This window comes from Chthoniobacter sp., assembly GCF_040003245.1.
Classification (GTDB): Bacteria; Verrucomicrobiota; Verrucomicrobiia; order Chthoniobacterales; family Chthoniobacteraceae; genus Chthoniobacter.
In genome coordinates this window covers 1-18660 of the sequence record NZ_JBDUCX010000027.1, presented here as the reverse complement: position 1 = coordinate 18660, position 18660 = coordinate 1, and the positions used below count along the sequence as shown (strand labels likewise).

20 protein-coding genes are annotated in these 18660 nt (G+C 61.2%); 17 read left to right on the top strand and 3 right to left on the bottom strand.

Annotated elements, in window-relative coordinates; all coding sequences use genetic code 11:
• Window positions 1–50 precede the first annotated feature (50 nt).
• Window positions 51–1304 (bottom strand): MFS transporter, encoded by a 1254-nt coding sequence (locus tag ABJF10_RS05475; protein ID WP_348543520.1) that lies wholly within the window; start codon window positions 1302–1304, stop codon window positions 51–53.
• 7 nt (window positions 1305–1311) lie between these two features.
• Window positions 1312–2133, bottom strand: a complete 822-nt coding sequence (locus tag ABJF10_RS05470; RefSeq protein WP_348543519.1) for a creatininase family protein — start codon at window positions 2131–2133, stop codon at window positions 1312–1314.
• Window positions 2134–2155: 22 nt separating this feature from the next.
• Between ABJF10_RS05470 and rbsK the strand changes: the two genes are divergently transcribed.
• Window positions 2156–3133, top strand: coding sequence for a ribokinase (gene rbsK / locus ABJF10_RS05465; protein ID WP_348543518.1), 978 nt, complete (start codon window positions 2156–2158; stop codon window positions 3131–3133).
• On the opposite strand, the gene ABJF10_RS05460 is transcribed toward rbsK, so the two are convergent.
• Entirely contained in the window at window positions 3119–4009 is an 891-nt protein-coding gene (locus tag ABJF10_RS05460; RefSeq protein WP_348543517.1) for a LysR substrate-binding domain-containing protein, read from the bottom strand. The genes rbsK and ABJF10_RS05460 overlap by 15 nt on opposite strands.
• Before the next feature lie 112 nt (window positions 4010–4121).
• Between ABJF10_RS05460 and ABJF10_RS05455 the strand changes: the two genes are divergently transcribed.
• From ABJF10_RS05455 to ABJF10_RS05380, 16 genes are all read left to right on the top strand, one after another.
• Window positions 4122–5870, top strand: a complete 1749-nt coding sequence (locus ABJF10_RS05455) for an ATP-binding protein (RefSeq protein WP_348543516.1) — start codon at window positions 4122–4124, stop codon at window positions 5868–5870.
• Window positions 5871–5904: 34 nt separating this feature from the next.
• Window positions 5905–6381: a response regulator gene (locus ABJF10_RS05450; protein WP_348543515.1), complete on the top strand. Its 477-nt coding sequence runs from the start codon at window positions 5905–5907 to the stop codon at window positions 6379–6381.
• A gap of 212 nt (window positions 6382–6593) precedes the next feature.
• Window positions 6594–6761, top strand: a complete 168-nt coding sequence (locus ABJF10_RS05445) for a hypothetical protein (RefSeq protein WP_348543514.1) — start codon at window positions 6594–6596, stop codon at window positions 6759–6761.
• Entirely contained in the window at window positions 6758–8296 is a 1539-nt protein-coding gene (kaiC, locus tag ABJF10_RS05440; RefSeq protein WP_348543513.1) for a circadian clock protein KaiC, read from the top strand. The genes ABJF10_RS05445 and kaiC overlap by 4 nt, the downstream gene beginning before the upstream one ends.
• A complete protein-coding gene (locus ABJF10_RS05435) occupies window positions 8293–8610 on the top strand; it encodes a circadian clock KaiB family protein (RefSeq protein ID WP_348543512.1) in 318 nt (105 codons plus the stop codon). Before kaiC ends, ABJF10_RS05435 begins: the two co-directional genes overlap by 4 nt.
• Complete coding sequence (locus tag ABJF10_RS05430) at window positions 8607–9905, top strand: ATP-binding protein (RefSeq protein WP_348543511.1); 1299 nt, start codon at window positions 8607–8609, stop codon at window positions 9903–9905. Before ABJF10_RS05435 ends, ABJF10_RS05430 begins: the two co-directional genes overlap by 4 nt.
• 40 nt (window positions 9906–9945) lie before the next feature.
• Window positions 9946–10638 (top strand): sigma-70 family RNA polymerase sigma factor, encoded by a 693-nt coding sequence (locus ABJF10_RS05425; RefSeq protein ID WP_348543510.1) that lies wholly within the window; start codon window positions 9946–9948, stop codon window positions 10636–10638.
• 23 nt (window positions 10639–10661) lie between these two features.
• Entirely contained in the window at window positions 10662–11054 is a 393-nt protein-coding gene (locus ABJF10_RS05420) for a hypothetical protein (protein WP_348543509.1), read from the top strand.
• A gap of 26 nt (window positions 11055–11080) precedes the next feature.
• Complete coding sequence (locus ABJF10_RS05415; protein ID WP_348543508.1) at window positions 11081–11287, top strand: hypothetical protein; 207 nt, start codon at window positions 11081–11083, stop codon at window positions 11285–11287.
• Window positions 11288–11523: 236 nt separating this feature from the next.
• Complete coding sequence (locus ABJF10_RS05410) at window positions 11524–11916, top strand: hypothetical protein (RefSeq protein ID WP_348543507.1); 393 nt, start codon at window positions 11524–11526, stop codon at window positions 11914–11916.
• A 336-nt stretch (window positions 11917–12252) separates the two neighbouring features.
• On the top strand, window positions 12253–14016 hold the full coding sequence (locus ABJF10_RS05405) for a carboxypeptidase-like regulatory domain-containing protein (protein WP_348543506.1): 1764 nt from the start codon (window positions 12253–12255) through the stop codon (window positions 14014–14016).
• Between the two features lie 80 nt (window positions 14017–14096).
• Window positions 14097–14444 carry a helix-turn-helix domain-containing protein gene (locus tag ABJF10_RS05400; RefSeq protein WP_348543505.1) on the top strand — a complete coding sequence of 116 codons (348 nt, stop codon included), beginning with the start codon at window positions 14097–14099 and terminating at the stop codon, window positions 14442–14444.
• Window positions 14445–14712: 268 nt separating this feature from the next.
• Window positions 14713–15690 (top strand): hypothetical protein, encoded by a 978-nt coding sequence (locus ABJF10_RS05395; RefSeq protein ID WP_348543504.1) that lies wholly within the window; start codon window positions 14713–14715, stop codon window positions 15688–15690.
• Window positions 15687–17204, top strand: a complete 1518-nt coding sequence (locus ABJF10_RS05390) for a ThiF family adenylyltransferase (RefSeq protein WP_348543503.1) — start codon at window positions 15687–15689, stop codon at window positions 17202–17204. The genes ABJF10_RS05395 and ABJF10_RS05390 overlap by 4 nt, the downstream gene beginning before the upstream one ends.
• 77 nt (window positions 17205–17281) lie before the next feature.
• Complete coding sequence (locus ABJF10_RS05385; RefSeq protein WP_348543502.1) at window positions 17282–17476, top strand: hypothetical protein; 195 nt, start codon at window positions 17282–17284, stop codon at window positions 17474–17476.
• A gap of 158 nt (window positions 17477–17634) precedes the next feature.
• Window positions 17635–18660, top strand: a complete 1026-nt coding sequence (locus ABJF10_RS05380) for a hypothetical protein (protein ID WP_348543501.1) — start codon at window positions 17635–17637, stop codon at window positions 18658–18660.

Below are 18660 nucleotides of genomic sequence, written 5' to 3'. Positions count from 1 at the left end.
GTGCTACCAAGCAAGACCTCCTCGGCCCGGTCAGTCTTTGGCCCTGTCTATCATTTCGGCGCTTTTTTCTCCCAAAACCACCAAAGCGGCAGAGCGGCCACGAGGGGCAGAAAAGCCGCCAGCACCAGGCCACGGTCGAACGAATGGGTCCGATCCGCCATCGCCCCGAAGAATTTCTGCGCCTGCGCCGGCACCACCCACGCCACCACGCCGGCGAGGCCGGTGATTTTTCCCTGGTGCCGCCCCGAGAGGTCCTGGGTGAACGCATGGTAAATCGGAAACACGCCCAGTGCCCCCGCGCCCGCGAGTAGCAGCACCAGCAAAAGGCCCCACCCCTTGTCGAGCAACGGCGTGAGCGCACACGAGGCGCAGAGCGCCCCGCAACCGGCGAACACCACCAGCCGCGCCGTGGCCACCGGCAACCGCCGCCGCCCGAGCCACACCGCCAGCGCCCCCGCGCCGAGGCAGCCGAGATCGGTCGCCACGTACCACAAAGACGTGAAATGAAGCGTGTCCGCTTCCGAGTAACCGCGCCCTTCCTGCAGGATCTTGGGCAGCCAGGCACGCAGGATTTGCCAGGTGGTATTGATGCTCGCGATCACGAAGAAGAGCACCAGCATCCGCCGGCTGAAAATGATCTGCCACAGGCCCGGCCCGGCGTTTCCCTCCTCCTCCGCGGAGGGCGTGTCGCGCGGCGCGGGCAGATCCTCCTTGCGGACCAGCGCAAACCACAGCACCAGCCACAAAAGCCCCGCCGCACCCACCACCCGGAACGCCACCCGCCAGGTGCCCGGCTCCGCCGTCAGCAGCCCGCTCATGATCAGTGGCGCCATGATCGCGCCCACCGACGTGCCGCTCTGGAGGACCCCGTTGCCCAGCGACCGCTCACGCGCATCGAGCAGCGCCCGCGTGGTGCGGATGCCGCACGGCCAGTGCCCCGCCTCGAAAAAGCCCAGGATCATCCGGCACCACAGCAGTTCCCGCTCATCGTGCACGAAGCCCGTCGCCAGCCCGGCGAGCGACCACATGGTCAGCACGCCCGCGTAGAGCCAGCGCACCGAATACCGGTCCGCCAGCCAGCCGAATACCACCGACCCCGCCGCGAAGGCGTACGCAAACACCGCCTCGATATTGCCGTACCTTTCCTGCGTGAGGTGAAATTCCCGGGTGATGCGCACGGCCGCATTGGCCAGCGTCTGCCGGTCCATGTAGTTGATCGCCGAGGCGAGCAGCAGCAGCCCGCAGATCGTCCACTTCCGCGAGGTCCCGCTCCTCCGCGGGCCTGGTTCGGGGGAAGGCGTCATCGGCGCGTCAGCCGTTCCAGGATTTGCCGTCCCACTGGATCACGCGCTCGATCATCGCCGCCACATCCTCCGTGAAGACGCGGAAGAGCGTCTCGCCTTTTTCCGCCGTGGCGAGATGCGGCTGGCCGATGTGGCCTCGCTCGGTGCGTTCCTGCGTGATCCAGCCGCGCGCCGCCGGGGTAAACGGCGTGCCAAACTCCACCGGCGGCGCGTTCCGATAATCGCCCACGAGCTGTGGCGCGAGCCGCAGCATCATGGAAGTCTCCCACTCGCACGCGTGCCCCATCTCGCGTTGCGCGAGCGCCGGGTTCGCCTCCCACGGGCGTGCGCCGAGACTCCAGTAAGTCGCAAAGAGAAAGAGCACATCGTCGCGCTCGCGGTGCCGCTGTCGCAGCTCGAAGACCGCCTGTCGCCCCGGCACATCGTTGCCGCCGTGCCCATTGATGAAGACGAACCGCCGAAACCCATGCCGGAGAAAATTCTCCGCCAATCCATTGAGCAGATCGAGATACAGGCGAGGCGCGGCCGAGAGCGTGCCGGCGAAATCGAGATGATGGTCCGAATTCCCCAGCCACGTCAGCGGCGCAAACAGCGCGCTCGCCTCGAACCGCTCCGTCACCCGCCGCACCACTTCACCGAGCAACAGGCTGTCGGTAAAGACCGGCAGGTGATGTCCGTGCTGTTCGAGCGCCGCCACGGGGAAAATGACCGGCGTATCTTTCGGCAAGGCGGCAATCATCGTCCAGGGGAGATCGGCAAGCTGCATCGCCCCAGTCTGCCAAAGGCGCTTGCCGTGTGGCCAGCTTCCGGTTTTGCCGCGCGGAGCCATTCGCGGTTAAATGAAGAACGCCATGTCCCCACGCCGCTCTCCCGCCCCGCCGCACCTCGTCGTCATTGGCGGCGCGAACACCGATTTCCTCGTGCGCGCCGCGCGCCTCCCGCAACCGGGCGAAACCATCACTGGCGAGGAGTTCGACCACGCCGCCGCCGGCGGCAAAGGCGCCAACCAGGCCGTCGCCGCCGCCCGCCTCGGTGCACGGGTCACCTTCATCGGCCGCGTCGGCGCCGATGACCGCGGCCGCGCCTTGCTGCGCCGCCTTTCCGCCGAAGGCATCCACGTCCGTCACGTCGCCCGGGACCGCCACGTCCCCACGGGCGTCGCGCTCATCAGCGTCGACGCCCATGGCGAAAAGCAAATCGTCGTCGCTCCCGGCGCCAACGCCCGCCTCACCGCCGCCGACATCCAGCGCGCCGCGCCGGTCATCACCCGCGCCGGAATGGTCATCCTGCAATTCGAGATCCCCATGCGCGCGAATCTCGCCGCCGCCCGCCTCGCCCATCGTGCCGGCGTCCCCGTTGTTCTCGATCCGGCGCCGGCGGTGAAAAAACTGCCGAAGGAATTGCTGCGCTATATCACGGTCCTCCGCGCCAACGAATACGAGGCCGAAGCGCTCACCGGCATCGTGGTGAAGAATCGCGCCTTGGCGAAAAAAGCCGCCCTCCGCCTGCTCGAACTCGGCCCCCGCGCCGCCATCATCGCCGCCGGCCAGGGGAACCTGGCCGTCTGGCGGGAAGGCGCCGTAGCTATCCACGCGCTGTGGCTGCCGCGACTTCCGGTCAAAGCGATCGACGCCACCGGTGCCGGCGACGCCTTTGCGGCCGCTCTCGCGGTCGCGCTCGCCGAAGGCCAGCCCATTCCCCACGCCGCTCGCTTTGCCAACGCCGCCGCCGCTCTGGCCACTACCCAACTCGGTGCCCAGCAAGCCCTCCCCAAACGCATTGCTGTCCTGGCGCTCCTCCGCCGCGCGCGGCGGTCACCTGTTGTGTGAAAGATCCTTTACGATCTGGATGTAATCCTTGAGCGGCTTGGAGTGATTGTCCGCCCGCCACGCGATGGTCGACTCGCGACGGAGCGGCGGGGAGAGCGGGCGAAAGACCACGCCTTCATGGGGCAGCCCGGTGATTTGCTCGGGCATCAGCGTCACGCCCAAGCCGTCCGCCACGAAGCGGATCGCCGTCGGTTCCGTGTCGGCTTCCTGGAGAATTTTCGCGGGGAACCCGGCGTCCTGACACGTCTGGAGCAACCATTCGCGCGCTCCGGGATGCGTCTTCGCCGACATGCCGATGAAGAATTGCGACGCGAGCTCGGGGAGTTTGACCTTGGCCTTTCCGGCGAGCGAATGGCGGGTCGGAAGGGCGACAAGCATCGTGTCGTAGGCAAAGCATTCGGAGAGCAGATCGTGGCCGGAGAGGGCCGGACGCAGCCCCACAAAACCGAGGTCGATCCGGCGGCTGTCCAGGGCCTGGAATTGCTCGTCGCTGCGCATATCGAACAGGTTCAGCGCCACTCCCGGGCAGAGCTTGCGGAAAGCGCCCAGCGTGGCGGGCAGCAGCCCGTAATGAATATTGGCGACGTAGCCGATATTGAGCTGCGAGCTTTCCCCGCGATTCATGCGCTGCACCATGGCGACGCTTTCGGCACACATCGCGAAAAGTTTCTTCGCGTCGAAAAGAAACGCGCGTCCTTCGTCGGTCAGCGTGATGCGATTGCTGGCCCGGTTTAGCAAACGCACGCCGATTTCGTCCTCGAGGTTGCGCACCTGCCGCGTCAGCGACGGCTGGGCAAGCCGGAGTCTTTGAGCGGCTTTGGTAAAGCTCAGCTCATCGGCGACCGCGATGTAGTACCGCAGATGACGAAGCTCCATGGGCGGAGCATCGTGCAAGGTATAGCCAATAGCTATTACCAATGTGACAAATAAAAACGCCCGCTTTCCGAGGAGTAGGCGCCGCGGGCGTCCGGGTGCATAGCTTTCAACTATGGAGCGGTTGCAGCAGAGGTATTGGCCGGCGTGCCAGATGGAGCCGAGAGTAACGAGGGGAAGATGGCGTCCCTCGATCGGCCTGCCGATATATGAATCATCCACTCCCCCACTTCCCTCTTTCCCAGACCGGCATTCCCCTGATGCCGCCCTCGCCTGGCATTTCCTGGATGCCGCTCCCCGAAGTGCTCGCCGGTACGGCTGCCGCCGTCCTCAAGCGACTGCCGCACAAGGACGAAACCTTGGGCTCCCGCTTCAACCTATGAATTCCCAGGGCCCTCCCGTCCCCCAGATACTACCCCTGGCCTCCCCAGGCTCAGGTCTTGCGATCACTCGGCAGGAAGAGGCGCTCAAGGCCGAGCAGGATACCCGCATCGAACAGGCGGAGGCGCGGGCGGAACATGCGGAGGCCCGTACCGAGCAGGCGGAAACTCGCACCGAGCAGGCCGAGAGCAGGACGGAGCAGGCCGAGACCCGGACGGAGCACGCCAAGGCCCGCACCGAGCAGGCCAAGGCGCGCATCGAACAGGCGGAGATGCGGACCGAAGAAGCGGAAGCGCGCACGGAACAGGCTGAGACGAGGACGGAAAAGGCGGAATCGCAGAGTAACCATGCGATACGTGCTTCAGAAATGAGTTATCGGCGACTATTTGAAGCGGCGAAAGACGGCATCCTGATTTTGAATGCCGATACCGGGCAGATTACCGATGTGAACCCATTCCTGATCGACCTTTTGGGTTTCTCTCACCTTGAGATGGTCGGCAAAACGGTCGGTGAACTGAGTCCGTTCAAAGACATCGAGTCAAATCAGGTCATGTTGCAGCGATTGCAGGAGAACGGTTATGTCCGCTATGAGGACCTGCCGCTGGAAACGAGGGATGGCCGCCGCATCGCCGTGGAGTTCGTCAGCAATGTTTATCTGGACGGCTCCCAAAAAGTGATCCAGTGCAACATCCGCGACATCACGGAGCGCAAACGTGCGGAGGGTGAAATCCACCGACTCAACGAAACGCTCGAGAACCGTGTCGCCGAACGCACGACGCAACTGCAGGCCGCCAACGAGGAGTTGGGGGCGTTCAGTTATTCTGTCTCCCACGATCTCCGCGCGCCGCTGCGCCAGATCATGGGTTTCGTGAAATTGCTGGAACAAGACATCGGCACGACTCTCCCGGAAAAGGATCTGCGCTATCTGAACATTATCTCCCAGTCGACGGGGCGGATGGGAGAGCTGATTGACGACCTGCTGGCGTTCGCCCGAATCGGTCGCGCCGAATTGAATAAGACGGAGGTCGCTCTCGGCGACGCCGTCCGGGAAATCCTCGGCGATTTGAAGTCGGAAACCAAGGAGCGGAAGATCGTCTTCGAGATCGCCCCGCTGCCCACGGTGTGGGCCGATCGCGCGTTGCTGCGCCAGGTACTCGTCAATCTGCTCTCCAACGCGGTCAAGTTCACCGGCGCGCGCGCCGAGGCGAAAATCGAGATCGGTTGTGCGCCCGAGGAAAACGGCGCGACCGTTATCTTCATTCGCGACAATGGCGCCGGCTTCGATCCACTCTATGTCAAGAAACTCTTCGGAGTTTTCCAGCGCCTGCACAGCGAGGCCGAGTTTGAAGGCACCGGCATCGGCCTGGCCAATGTGCAGCGGATCATCTTTCGGCATGGCGGCCGGGTCTGGGCCGAGGGAGTGGTGGACGGCGGGGCGACCTTTTACTTTTCCATTCCCAAAAAAGAAGGAGGAGCCAATTAGAATCCCCGTTCCACCGATCAAGAATATCCTGCTGGTGGAAGACGACCTGCGGGACATCGAACTGACGCTTGCCGCCTTGGAAGAGCAGAATCTGGCCAACAAAGTCTTCGTCCTGCACGACGGCGCGGACGCCCTGGATTATCTCTATCGCCGGGGAAAATTCGACAGGCGCGAAGGCGACGATCCGATCGTCGTGCTGCTCGACAACAAGATGCCCAAAGTCACTGGGCTCGAAGTGCTGAAGATCATCAAGGCGGACGAGATCTTGAAAGTCATTCCCGTCGTGGTGCTCACGTCGTCGCGGGAAACGTCGGACCTGGTGGAGTTTTACAAGCACGGCGTGAACTCTTATGTGGTGAAGCCGGTGGATTTCTCCGAGTTCATCACCGCGATCCAGCAGCTCGGCATTTTTTGGGCGGCGGTCAATGAACCCCCCATTGTTGGCCCATCCAAAGCCGCCAAACTGCCGGGAAGACGCGTCCTGGTGGACTCGGCAGTGCCTTCACTCTGAATTGCCATCCATAGCCGGAAGCTATCGCGTTTGCGAACGGAGCGCGGCTCATCCTGGAGTACCTGCGGAACTGCGGCGGAGACATAGCTTTCAAGTATGGGGCGGTCGCCGGGGAGGTATTGGCCGCGCGCGCCCAATTCATCGATACTTCAGCAGGTTCGCAACAGATGCGGGGGAGGCCTTGTATTTTTTTGGAACTCAGAACGCCAGATATGAACAAAGCCGCCAGCCATCTCACATCCTCGCAGAGGAATATCGCCGGGCAATCACCACCGCCGCCGCCGCCGCCGCCGTGCGCACATCAGTACGAAGCAGTCACCCGCTACGAAGGCGTCGTTTTCAAACATTGCACCAAGTGCGGAAGACAGGAGGCCAAGTGAGCGAGCGGAAACGCGGGGATCTCCTGCACAAGCTCGCCAGCGGCATCGAGGGCTTCGACGACATCACCATGGGCGGATTGCCGGAAGGGCGCACCACGCTGCTCATGGGTGGGCCCGGCTGCGGCAAGACCGTCCTCGCGCTCCAGATCCTGGTCAACGGCGCCTTGCATCAAGGCACGCCGGGCATCTTTGTCGCCTTCGAGGAGAATGCGCGCCGCGTCTCGGCCAATGGAGAAATGTTCGGCTGGGCCATGCCCGAGCTGGAGAAAAAGGAGATCTATTTTGTCGACGCCTGCATCCGGCCCGGCGTCGTGCGGTCCGGCGCTTTCGATGTCACCGGCTTGCTCGCCGGCCTGGAGGCGAAGGCGCGCGCCATGGGCGCCCGGACGATCGTTTTCGATGCCATCGACGTCTTGCTCAGCATGCTCGACGATCCGGCGGCCGAGCGCCGCGAGCTTTACCGCATCCACGAATGGCTCGCGCGCCAGGAGTTGACCGGCATCTTCACCACCAAGGTCGAGGACAATCATCCGTCCACGGCCCAGCGCTACGGCTTCATGCCTTTCATGGCCGATTGCGCGGTGCTCCTCAGCCAGCGGGTCACCGACCGCGTGGCAGTGCGGACCGTTCGCGTGGTCAAGTACCGCGGCTCGCCGCATGCGCTCAACGAAGTGCCGTTTGTCATCGGACCGGCCGGCGTGGAAGTCGGCTCGTCGAACGGCGTCCATCCCGAATCACAGCCTTTTGAGGAACGCATCTCCACCGGTATCGAACGGGTGGACGACATGATCGGCGGCGGTCTGTATCGCGGCACGAATATCCTCATCACCGGCAGCTCGGGCGCGGGCAAATCGATGCTCGCCGGCAAGTTCATCGAGGCCGCGTGCCGCCGCGCCGAGCGGGCGCTCTTCGTCTCCTTCGATGAAAACTCCCGCGACATCGCCCGTGACCTCGCCACCGTGAACATCCATCTCGCCCCCTACCTCGCGAGCGGCCTCCTGCGCATGGAAGCCATCCGCTCCGAGGCCGCCTCCTCGGAGGAACATTTCATGCGCGTGAAGCGCCTCATCGCGGAGCAGGAGCCCCGCTGTGTCGTCGTCGATCCGCTCTCCGCGCTCGCCCGCGTGGGTGGCGGGCTGGCCGCGCGCGCCGTGGCCGAGCGGCTCATTTATCTCTGCCGCAATGCGGGCATCACCCTGCTTTTCACCAGCCTCCTGGAAGGCGTCGACCCGCATCTCGAGACGACCACGCTGCATATCTCCACGATCTCGGATTCCTGGATGCAGATTTCCTACGCGCTGCTCGATGGCGAACGCAACCGCGCCCTGTCGATCATCAAGTCGCGCGGCTCCAAGCACTCCTCCCAACTGCGCGAACTGATCTTCAGCGACACCGGCATTTCGCTTGCCGATCCTTACACCGCCGGGGGCGAAGTCCTCATGGGCACCCTGCGCATGGAGAAGGAAAACGGCGTGCCCATGGACGGGCGCCAACCGATCTCCGCGCGCGCAGATCACGAGGAGCGCCGCGTATGAACGAGCCCGTCCCAAACGCCGACCTGCCCAAAGGCGCCTATGTTTTCCGCCTCTATCTCGCCGATGGCGCGCCCAATTCCGTGCGGGCGCTGGCCAATCTCTACGCCATCTGTCGCCGGCATTTCCCCGAGAGCCATCGCATTGAGATCATCGACGTCTTGCAGGAACCGCTGCGCGCGCTCGAGGAGGGCATCCTCGTCACGCCTACGATGGTCAAAGTTTCCCCCGAGCCGGAACTGCAAATCATCGGCAACCTGAGCGATGAAGAGGAGGTCTTGCGCGCCCTCGGCCTGCCCCAGAGGGAGCCCGCATGAGCGCCGCCGTCGAAACTTATTCCGCCGTCCCTCGTGGCGGCAAGGAGCTCGGCTTGGGGCTGCGCCTCGCGCATGCCGAAAATGCGCTCCACGCCCTCTCCTCCGGGCAGGTCGACGCCATCATCACTCCCGACGGCCGCGCCCATCTGCTGCGTCCCGCCCCGGAGCAGGCGCGGCAAGCCGAACGGCGGCTCAAGGCGATTATCGATAGCGCCGTCGACGCCATCCTCGTCGTCGGCCGCAGCGGCGGCGTCCTTTTCCAAAGCCGCGCCACCGCCCAGCTGCTGGGCTACGAAGCGGGCAGCCTGGTCGCGAAGAATCTTTTCCAGCTCGTCCATCCCGAGGATTTGCCGGCATTCTATTCCGCGTTCTTCAACGTCATCGAGGATTTTCGCGACGCGGTCACTGTGCAGTTTCGCCTCCGCCATCGCAATGCCCTGTATCGGACACTCGAAGCCAGCATGGGTAAATTGTCCGAAGGACCCGATGCCCAGGTCGTGGTGATATGCCGCGACGTGAAACTCGGCGAATCCACGCGGGAAGAAGCCGCGCAGAAATTGCTCACGATTGCCGAGGCCGCGCAAACCAAGGACCGGTTTCTCGCCATGCTTTCCCACGAGCTGCGCACTCCGCTCGCGCCCGTCCTGCTCGGCGTCCAGGAACTCCACGAGGACGACCGCTTCACCGATGCCCGCCCGACCCTCACCATGATCCGGCGCAATCTTCAGCTCCAGGTGCAATTGCTGGGGGACCTCATCGATTTCACCATCGTCGGGCAGCATAAAGTCCGGCTGCACCCCGAATCGATCGACGCCCACCAAGCGGTCCGCTTCGTCCTGGAAATCTGCCGGGCCGAAATTGCCGAGGCGCGCATGAAGGTCATCCTCGATCTCCGGGCCGCAGACAGCACGGTGCTGGCCAGCTCGGCGCGCCTCCAGCAGGTCATGTGGAATCTCCTCAAGAACGCCGTCAAATTTTCGCCCCGGGGAGGCAGCATTTCCATTGTGTCCGCCAACGATGCCGGCGGCGACCTGATCTTGGAGTTCATCGATGGCGGCGTCGGGATCGCCCCTGAGTTCCTGCCCCTGGTCTTCAATGCCTTTCAGCAGGGAGAAGTCGCGGCGCGTCCCGTCTACGGCAGTTTCGGCCTCGGCCTCTTCATCGCCAAGGGGCTGGCTGAGGCGCAAGGCGGCAAGCTCGCCGCCTTTAGCGAGGGACGCGGCAAAGGCGCCACCTTCCGTCTCACTCTCATCAAGGCGTCGTCGAATGACTTCGCGCAGCCTAGTCACGAGTAACTCCACTCTCGCGGTTATTACCCATCACTCCACTACCTATATGATCTACCATTTCACCCAGTTACCGACTCCCCTGGGCGACCGGGCGCAGGGCGCTTTCTCCGATGAAGAACTCATGAAAATGATCCAGGCCCGGAGCGCCGACGGCCTCGGCTTGCTCAACGACCGCTACGCCTTGCTCATCAAGAGTATTAGCATGCAGATCCTCCACAACGATGCCGACACCGAGGACTTGCTGCAGGATGTCTTGCTGGAGATCTGGAACCGCGCCGCCAGCTATGATTCGCAAAAAGGCAAGCCCCTCGGCTGGATCGTCACCCTCACCCGGCGCCGCTCGATCGACCGCTTGCGCCGGCGCGACACCTATGTGCGCGTCGAAAACCGCCTCACGGAGGAACTCAAGGCCGGCGCCGAGCACTGGAGCCACGTCTACGAGGACATGGCCCTTCATGACATGGGAAAATATCTCAATCGCGCGCTCGCCGGCCTGCCCAAGGCCCAGCGCAACGCTCTCAAGATGGCCTATCACAAGCAGATGACCCAACGCGAGATCGCGGCGCGCACCGGGATTCCTCTCGGCACCGTCAAGACCCGCCTGGAACTCGGCCTCCGGAAAATGGCCGCTTCCCTGCACGGGCAGGAAGACTTGATCGGGGCGTCGCGGCGCTTTCGCCTCGGTGAATATAATACGAAAGCTACGGCCAGTACGCTCGCCACGCCGATATCTGGATAATGAAACATTCATCCCTTAAACTAATGAGCGCCGCTGCCTTGGGCCTGACGCTGATCACCGCCAATCTCACCTTCGCCCAGACCACCGTCCAGGAAACGACGACCACCAACTCGGCTGGCACCATCAGTGAATTCGGCCCGGAAACCATCGTCATCCGTTCCACCGCCGCGGCCGAACCGCTGCGCTATACCTATAGCAAGACCACCACGTACGTGGACGAAAATGGCGCGCCCGTCTCCATGGAAACCGTCAAGTCCGGCCTCCCTGTCACCGTCTACTACACCAAGGTCGGCGACCGGTTGATCGCGTCCCGGGTCATCGTGAAGCGCACCGCGGCTGTCGTCGTCCCCGCCGCTCCGGTCATCGAGAAGAAGACTACGACTACGACAACCACCACCGACAAGAACGAGAAGTAATTATCCGCCTCCTCACCCCCTATTATATGAAGACCATTCTCCTCTGCTGCACCGCCGCTGTCGCCCTCGTGGCTCTTTCCGCCTGCGAAGAAGGCGAGCGCGATCACGACCATCATCACGATCACGACCGTGGCCAGACGACCAGCACCACCACGACCGAAGAAACCCGCGTGCGGCAGCCGTCCGTCGGCGTTGGCGCCACCACCGAAACACGGACGATTCGCTCCTACTGATCCCCGCCTCCTTCCCGAGCTGAACTTAGCGCGCTTCCCCGGCGCGCCCGCGGTCGAAGCAGACAACTGCTGTCGGCCGCGGCCCAGTCGGCCCGGCATTCGTCAATCCCATCGATCCCGCCGATTGGAAATCCCGACTAAGAACTAAGAACTAAGAACTAAGAACTAAGAACTAAGAACTAAGAACTCAGAACTCAGAACTCAGAACTGATTACTAACTACCAACCACTCATCCCATGAACCCCGCTTCCGACTTCGAAGACAAACTCACCGACACCGCCGCTAACTTGCAACACAACGGCGAGCAAGCCGCGGAAGATTTGTCGTCGCGCGCCAAGGACGCCTGGCACTCCGCCCAAGGGCAGGCCCAACAAGCGTTGCACGAAAGCTCCGAATACCTCCGGGAGAATCGTCTCCCGGCCTTGATCGGCGCCTTTGTCTGCGGCCTCTTCCTTGGTCGTCTTTTCAGCCAGCGCTCCGCGCCCACCTTCACCGAGCGTTATATTGCCGAGCCCGTGCACCGCTCCCGCGACATGCTGCTCGCCCTCCCTCTTGCCGCCGTCGGCGCCATGTTCACCCGCTACGGCCGCACCGCCGCCGCCTCCGTCAAAAAAGCCGTCCACCGCTGACCGCTTCCCCCGCCGCGGACGCGGCGGAGGCAATGAAAGTGATACGCGCCGAAGGCGCCCCTCACGCCGTCAGCGTCACCGGTCCCGGAGGGACCAGCGAGATTAGCCGGTGGCGTCAGCCACCGGAACCAGCAACCAAATCCCGCCAGCCCTGAAGGGGCGGCAGATAGCTGTGACTCTATCTCCGGCACCCCTGCCGGGGCGCTTCCGTTTTTTATCGTTAGTCCGGTGGCTCACGCCACCGGCTAATCTCCTTTGTCCCTCCGGGACACCCCTCCGCGCCGGCTTGCGCCCGGCGGTAATTTCCCTATCGTCCCGGTTCTCCCTAGACGAAACATGAACCGCGCGGCGTTTCCGGTTGGCCTGCTTTGCAGTGTCCTGATGGCGGCTTTTTCCCTCGACCTCAGAGCCGGGGAGCCGGCGGCCGACCCGAACGCGAACCCTGCGGCCAACTCCGGGCAGGCGACGAGCCCGGGAGAAAAGGAACTCGATAAACGGCAGATGCTCCAGATCTGGAAGGCGATCATGGAATACAAAAAGGCGCACGGCCAGGTGCCGGACTATTTGTCGGACCTCGTGCCGGACTATCTGCCGGACAAGGCGGTGCTCGTCTCGCCGCTCGAGCCGAAGAAACGCATCAGCGAACGCGACCCGAAGCTGCCCTGTTCCTATTCCTACGAATTTCGCGCCACCGAATTCGCGGGCGGCGGCCGGATGTTCCGCGACGTGAAGGAGGAACAGATGAAAGAGTTCGGGCCCGTGGTGCCGATCCTGCGCTGTGGCCTGCACGGCGGGCGGATGAATGTCAGCTACTCGGGCGATTATTTCGAATCGCCGTTGATCTGGGAGTCATCGCCCGCGGCGCAGGAGCTCATCAAAAAGCTCGGCGTGGGGCCGGGATTCGACACGGGAGATTTTGCCGAGCTGCAGGTGGTGGACGAGCAGTCGGGCGCCGCCCTCGCCGGCGCGGAAGTGCGGCTCACCCAGCGACAATATCATTTTCTCCCGCTGCCGGATCGTACGCTGCGCACTGATGCCGAAGGCAAGGTGCGCATCCCGCTCGGGTCGCCGCAACCGCCTTCCCGCCAGCTCACCGTCGCGGTTTTCAAGGCCGGTTATTTTGCCCCGCCGGAGAAGTGGCGCGAAGAGACGCTTCCCACGCAGAGGACCTGGCGCATGACCGCGGCCAGCACCATCGGCGGCGTGGTGCAGGACCACGACGGGCATCCACTGGCCGGCGCCCGCGTCGCCGTGATGGCCGCCCCGGGCACCGTCGTCCTCGATCCGGCGCCGGGCTTCAACGACGCGGCGGACCCGTCCCTCTCGTCCCTGGTGCCCGTGGACACTTACGTGACGGATGCGCAGGGCCGCTGGCACTGCGAGAGCGTGCCCAAGGATTTCGTCAAGCTGCTCCTCGCCGTGAACCACCCGCTGGCCTGGGAGACGCGGTATCGCACCGGCGCGCAAGAGCCCACCCCCACCGTCGATCGCGAGGCGCTGCTCGCGCAGACCGCCGAGCTTCGCCTGGAGCCACCCGTAGCGATCCAGGGCGTGGCCCTCGCGCCCGATGGTTCACCGCTGGCCAACGAGGAGGTGACCGTGGCGCCGGCCTGGCGGCAGGTGTCCGCCAACCAGCCTGAATACACCCAGTGGCTTTTCCTGCGGGACGCCCTGCAACACCAACTGCCAAAAAACGTCCAGACCGACGCCACCGGCCATTTCACCGTCCCCTGGCGCTACCCGGCCGACCTGCTGCTCTCCGTATCGCCGAAGAACCTCGCCCAAGTCGCGCGCGCCGTCACCGTCGCCCCCGGCCTGGAGCCCATCCAACTCAAAGCCACCACGCGCCGCCGGATCACCGGCCAGGTCCACGACAGCAACGGCCAGCCGGTGCCCAAGGCGCGCGTCACCTTCATTGGCTGGGCCGATGCCACCCTCGAGCAAGAGGTCGCCACGACCGATTCCAAAGGCGAATTCACCTGGGACACCGCCCCCAGCGACCAAATCGGCCTCACCTTCACCGCCAACGGCTTCTCCCCCTCCACCGAGTGGATCCCCGCGGACAAGAAGGACGCCGTGCAGGTGGAACTGCGGCGCTAGCCGTCATTCTCAAAACCTGTCATCCCGAGCGAACCATTCTCGCCTTGCCACGATAGGAAGCCGCTGTAAGCTTACAAACCATGCCTGATCAATCGTTTGGGGATTTCGTGCGTGAGACGCGCGCCAAGGTTAACCTGAGTCTACGGGAATTTGCGCGTCAGTGTGAAGTGTCGGCTCCCTTTATGTCGGATGTAGAACTAGGGCGGCGTTTTCCCTCGGAAGATGTGATGGAAAAGATGGCCAAGCTCCTTGGCGTATCGGTTGAGAAATTGAAAAACCACGACCATAGAGAGTCAGTGAATGAGTTGAAACGTGTCATAGAGGACAACCCAATGTTGGGATTCGCATTTCGAGCTGTTGTTGGTGAACTGAAACGCGGCACTTTATCACCGGATGAATTGGCAAAAATGCTGAAGCGTCGTCGCTGATTTCGGAATGACGCTTGCCACCCAAGCGTGGCGCTTTTTCGCAGCGAACGGCGACAAATAAACGGAGCTTCAAAAAAAGGTTTAAATTCCGCTTGAACTGTTAGCTTACATCGGCTTACATAGGCGTATGCAAAATCAGCGTACTCCAAACGGGCCTGCCTCCACGGCAGGCGAAACCTCATGTCACAGTCCTGCGCGGTGGCCTGCACTTGTCAGTGATGAACTTGTGTGGTCACCCCAGCAGGTCGTTCACGTCCAAATACTCAAAGTGCTGGGAAACGTTCCGAAGGATCACCGCCTAGTTCGTGATCATAATTCACCCGACGATGTTGTTCTCCAAGATGACCAGACGGTAAATCTTGCTGACGGCAACGTCTTTTATTCGGTCGCTCAATGCGAGCTTCACGCTCGCGTTCACTGTACGACCAAAGCAAAATTGGCCTACGTAGTCGATGATCGCGCCGAAATTGCGACTCAAGAGGAGTTTGCTGTTTCAGACTTCCGGGAGTGGTTCAGTCTGGATCCCAGTACTCAGTTGTGGCGCGACTTTGAATCGCCTGTGGACGAGCAGATCACGCTCGGCCAAGCCGTCAAATTCCGCGACGGCCCCGCGTTCATTACGAAATCTCTGCGCAAAGCTCTTGAGATTATCGTGAACCACAAGCCGTTCGACGAATCAAATGGTGTAAAGCCGCGTATGTTTGCGTGGGAGATTGCGGCTTTGGTCAGCAAGACACCCCGCAATACGGAAGTCTGGCAGCGCAAACCGAGCCCGGACCGCCAGTTAAACCTTGATGAAGAGGTGGAAATCCATGGCTGCGAGGTCTTCGATGTGGTCAAGGATGTCAAAGGTGGTTTCGAGAGCGCTCGCGTCGAACGCGAAGTCGAGATTCTGCGGCGAGGGGGCGCGGAGGTCACATTGTTGGCCGGGGCGGCTCCCGCGCTCATCTACCACGGATTGCGGACGCGACCGGGCTGCTTGCCACCGAACAGCGAGGTGCTTGTGGCGATTCCGTCGGCCTATCCGGGATCAATGCTAGACGGCGCATGTTTACCAGCCGACTCACCCCTCATCGGTCGCGTTGAGGGCCAGTCGCAAGGTATGTTGGAATTCGGCGGAAAGAAATGGTGCCTCATCTCTTATCATCCGCACAATGGCGGCGGCGGGCCGCCTTGGGATCCGAGCGTTCATGGGCTCCACACGTATGTGGACGAACTCCTTGCCTGGCTCTACCGCGCTCGATGAACTTCACCGACTGTAATTCCTCGAGTCGGTATGCCGTCTTGCGTTTGACTGAGCAAAGTCTCCGTGACCTTGAAACCTTGCTCTTTCGTCGGTATCCGCAAGAAGAATGGGCGACGTTCATTCGCTTCGGTTACAGACGCACTACCTGGGGCTTGGTGCTCACGCTTGTTGACCTCATTCCGCCCGACGCCGGCGATCTCGATGAAGGGAGCCCAATTGTCGTGCTTAAGGCGCGCTACTCGCGACGCGCTCTCATTGCCGCCGAGAACGGAGAACTGGCAATTGGAGTTATTCATTCTCATCCAAAAGGCTGTCACGTCGCTCCAAGCTCACTGGACGATGAAATGGACGACTACTTCGCTGGGGAGTTTGCCGCATACAGTGGTGGCGCACCGTACGTAAGTGCCATTTTCGCCCGTGATGAGATCGGTCACCTTCAGGTCAGTGGGCGTATTGTCGATGGCGATGACGTGTTGCCATTGCGCGAGATGTTCGTGGTCGGAACACAACTTCAGCGCTTATCCTCTCCGCTCATCGCGGCGGCGCCGACAACGGTGGAGATGCCCCTTGAGTCTCCGACTGCCAGATTGGAATCCGTCTATGGCGAGGCTTCTGCAAGGATACTCCGGGAATCGACAGCGGGCATTGTCGGCTGCAGTGGAACGGGTTCTCCTGCAGCGCATGTCCTCGCTCGTGCGGGAGTGTGCAGGTTCGTGCTTGTGGATTTCGATGATTTCAGCCCGTCGAATCATGAACGTTTTCACGCGAGCACATGGAAAGACTGCATCGCGACAACGCCGAGGAAAAAGAACGTCATGTTGGCGGAACTCATCCGTAGCATCAATCCGAACGCAGAAATCGTTCTCTGTCAGGGAAATGTCCTCGACGAACATGTCCTAGATGAATTGCTTCGATGCGATTTCTTACTTGGCTGCACTGACACTCATCATGCCCGTTTGGCCCTCAGCGAATACGCCATTCACTACAATCTGCCAGTATTGGACACCGGCGTGTTGATGGAGGGTGAATACGGTATTATCAACTGCCAGACGATAGAGGTTACCGAATACGGCCCCGCGCTTCCTTGTGCCCTTTGTGGTGGAACAATCAATACGCAACGCTTGAACGTAGAATTGATGTCGCCTCAAGCGAAGGCGCAAGCAGTGAAAGCGGCCGAATTGGCGAATGCTAAAGGCCTCGATGGAACACAGTATTGGAACGGAGAACCTCCGACGCTCCCAACCGTTGGTTATCTGACGACAACGGCAGGCGCCCTTCTTGCGGGATATGCTATCGGGAAGGTAACAGGTGCATTCGCGACGCCCGCGTCGAGGTTCCAATTCGATATCGGTTTTCCTCACCTTGGTTACGTAGCCGTCCCTAGGCGTTTGCGAACGACATGCCGTTGTGGAACACTCGGCGGTTGGGCAGACCAGGCACGCGCCTATCGAAACGTCGCACGTCCTGATCACTTTGCGGAACCTGAATTTGCAAGATTCCCCAAATCAGGCTGACCACGCTCTAAATCAGCGGCAAAGTTTCCAGTTGCCACGTGTCCCAGCAAGCGGTACCAATGTACTCGTGATGCGCTATGGCCACGCATAAACCCCTTCCCCCATTCCGCAGCCCCATGGAAAAAGTTGTGCGCAACATCGCGAAGGCGTATGGTGAAAAGCCAAGGGCCGTCGAGGTGAAGATGGTTGGTGCAACAGATGTGGAACACTTCGTCAAAACCATCGAAGAAGCCCGAAAGAAGCCTCGGAAGACCCTCTTGAATTTTCCTTAGTTTGTGGCATGGGGAGGTCGTCGAAATTGTGCAAAGTTCGGATCGAGAGCATCGAACCTCCGTTCTCCAATTTTGATTTCGTTGACGACCATTTCGCTGGGGGATTTCCAATTCGGCGGCTTTTCTCTCAAGCTCGCGCTCGTAAATGTCGGACTTTGGTGCTCGAGGAGATTCGCGCATCAGGAGCGGTTGCAGACGAAAATCGCGAAATCCGGCGGCTGTATCCAAAGTACAAAATGCGAGCTTTGGTGCGAATTTCCTTTTGGAAATCTAAGCTGCGTAAGAGTCGCCTCACTGCAGTTAAGGACGATGATTGCGTTGGCTATGCGCTTTTAAAGCGTGAGTATTGCCCCAACCATCCGCGGGGCCCTGAGTATGAGGACTCGTGGCATGTTTTCGAAGCAGTCTTCTCACGGCCCGAGCATCCGCACAACTACACGCCGTGCGATCAGCAATTTCATTTCGCGCTTGGCGGTCGTCAAATTCACATCAACGGCGTACTCTATGGACAGCAAAACGGCCTTAATAAGGTATGCGCACAGGTCGCGCTACGTAGCCTCTGTGCTACGTACCTTCGTGACGCAGAATTGACATATAGCAAGATTAACCAACTTGCTGGAGGTACTGCTAAATACACTCCACATGGCGGCTTGGATAAGAATCAGATCCGCTCTGTTCTAACAGGTCTTAATATTCCGTTTTTTGATTTTGATTACACTGAACTCGCAGAATCTTCAAAATCACCGGAAACTCAACTGCCGTTCCAGCGTATAATATACAGCGGTATTGAATCTGGAACCGGAGCTTTGCTTGGTTTCACTATGAGCGGCCCTGATGCCGGAGGGCTGCGACACATTATCCATTGTTACGGGCACACGTTCAATGCAGATACGTGGGCAGCCGTAGCTGATGGAGACTATTTTCATGTTGGTGAAGTTATTAAGCACATACCAAGCGATGCTTGGATGAGTAGTTTCATCGCGCACGATGATAATTACGGCTCAAACCTTTGCGTGCCAAAAACTTACTTGCGTGCCGATCAGGCAAATTATGCATTGCTGCTCTTGCCGATGGGGTTCCATTACAACGGAATTTATGCAGAAGCTGCAGGTTCGTATTATTTTTCTTCTCTAGCCCGGATATTTCATCCTTTCTGCAAAAAGTTAGCGAAGTCCCCGCGGTAA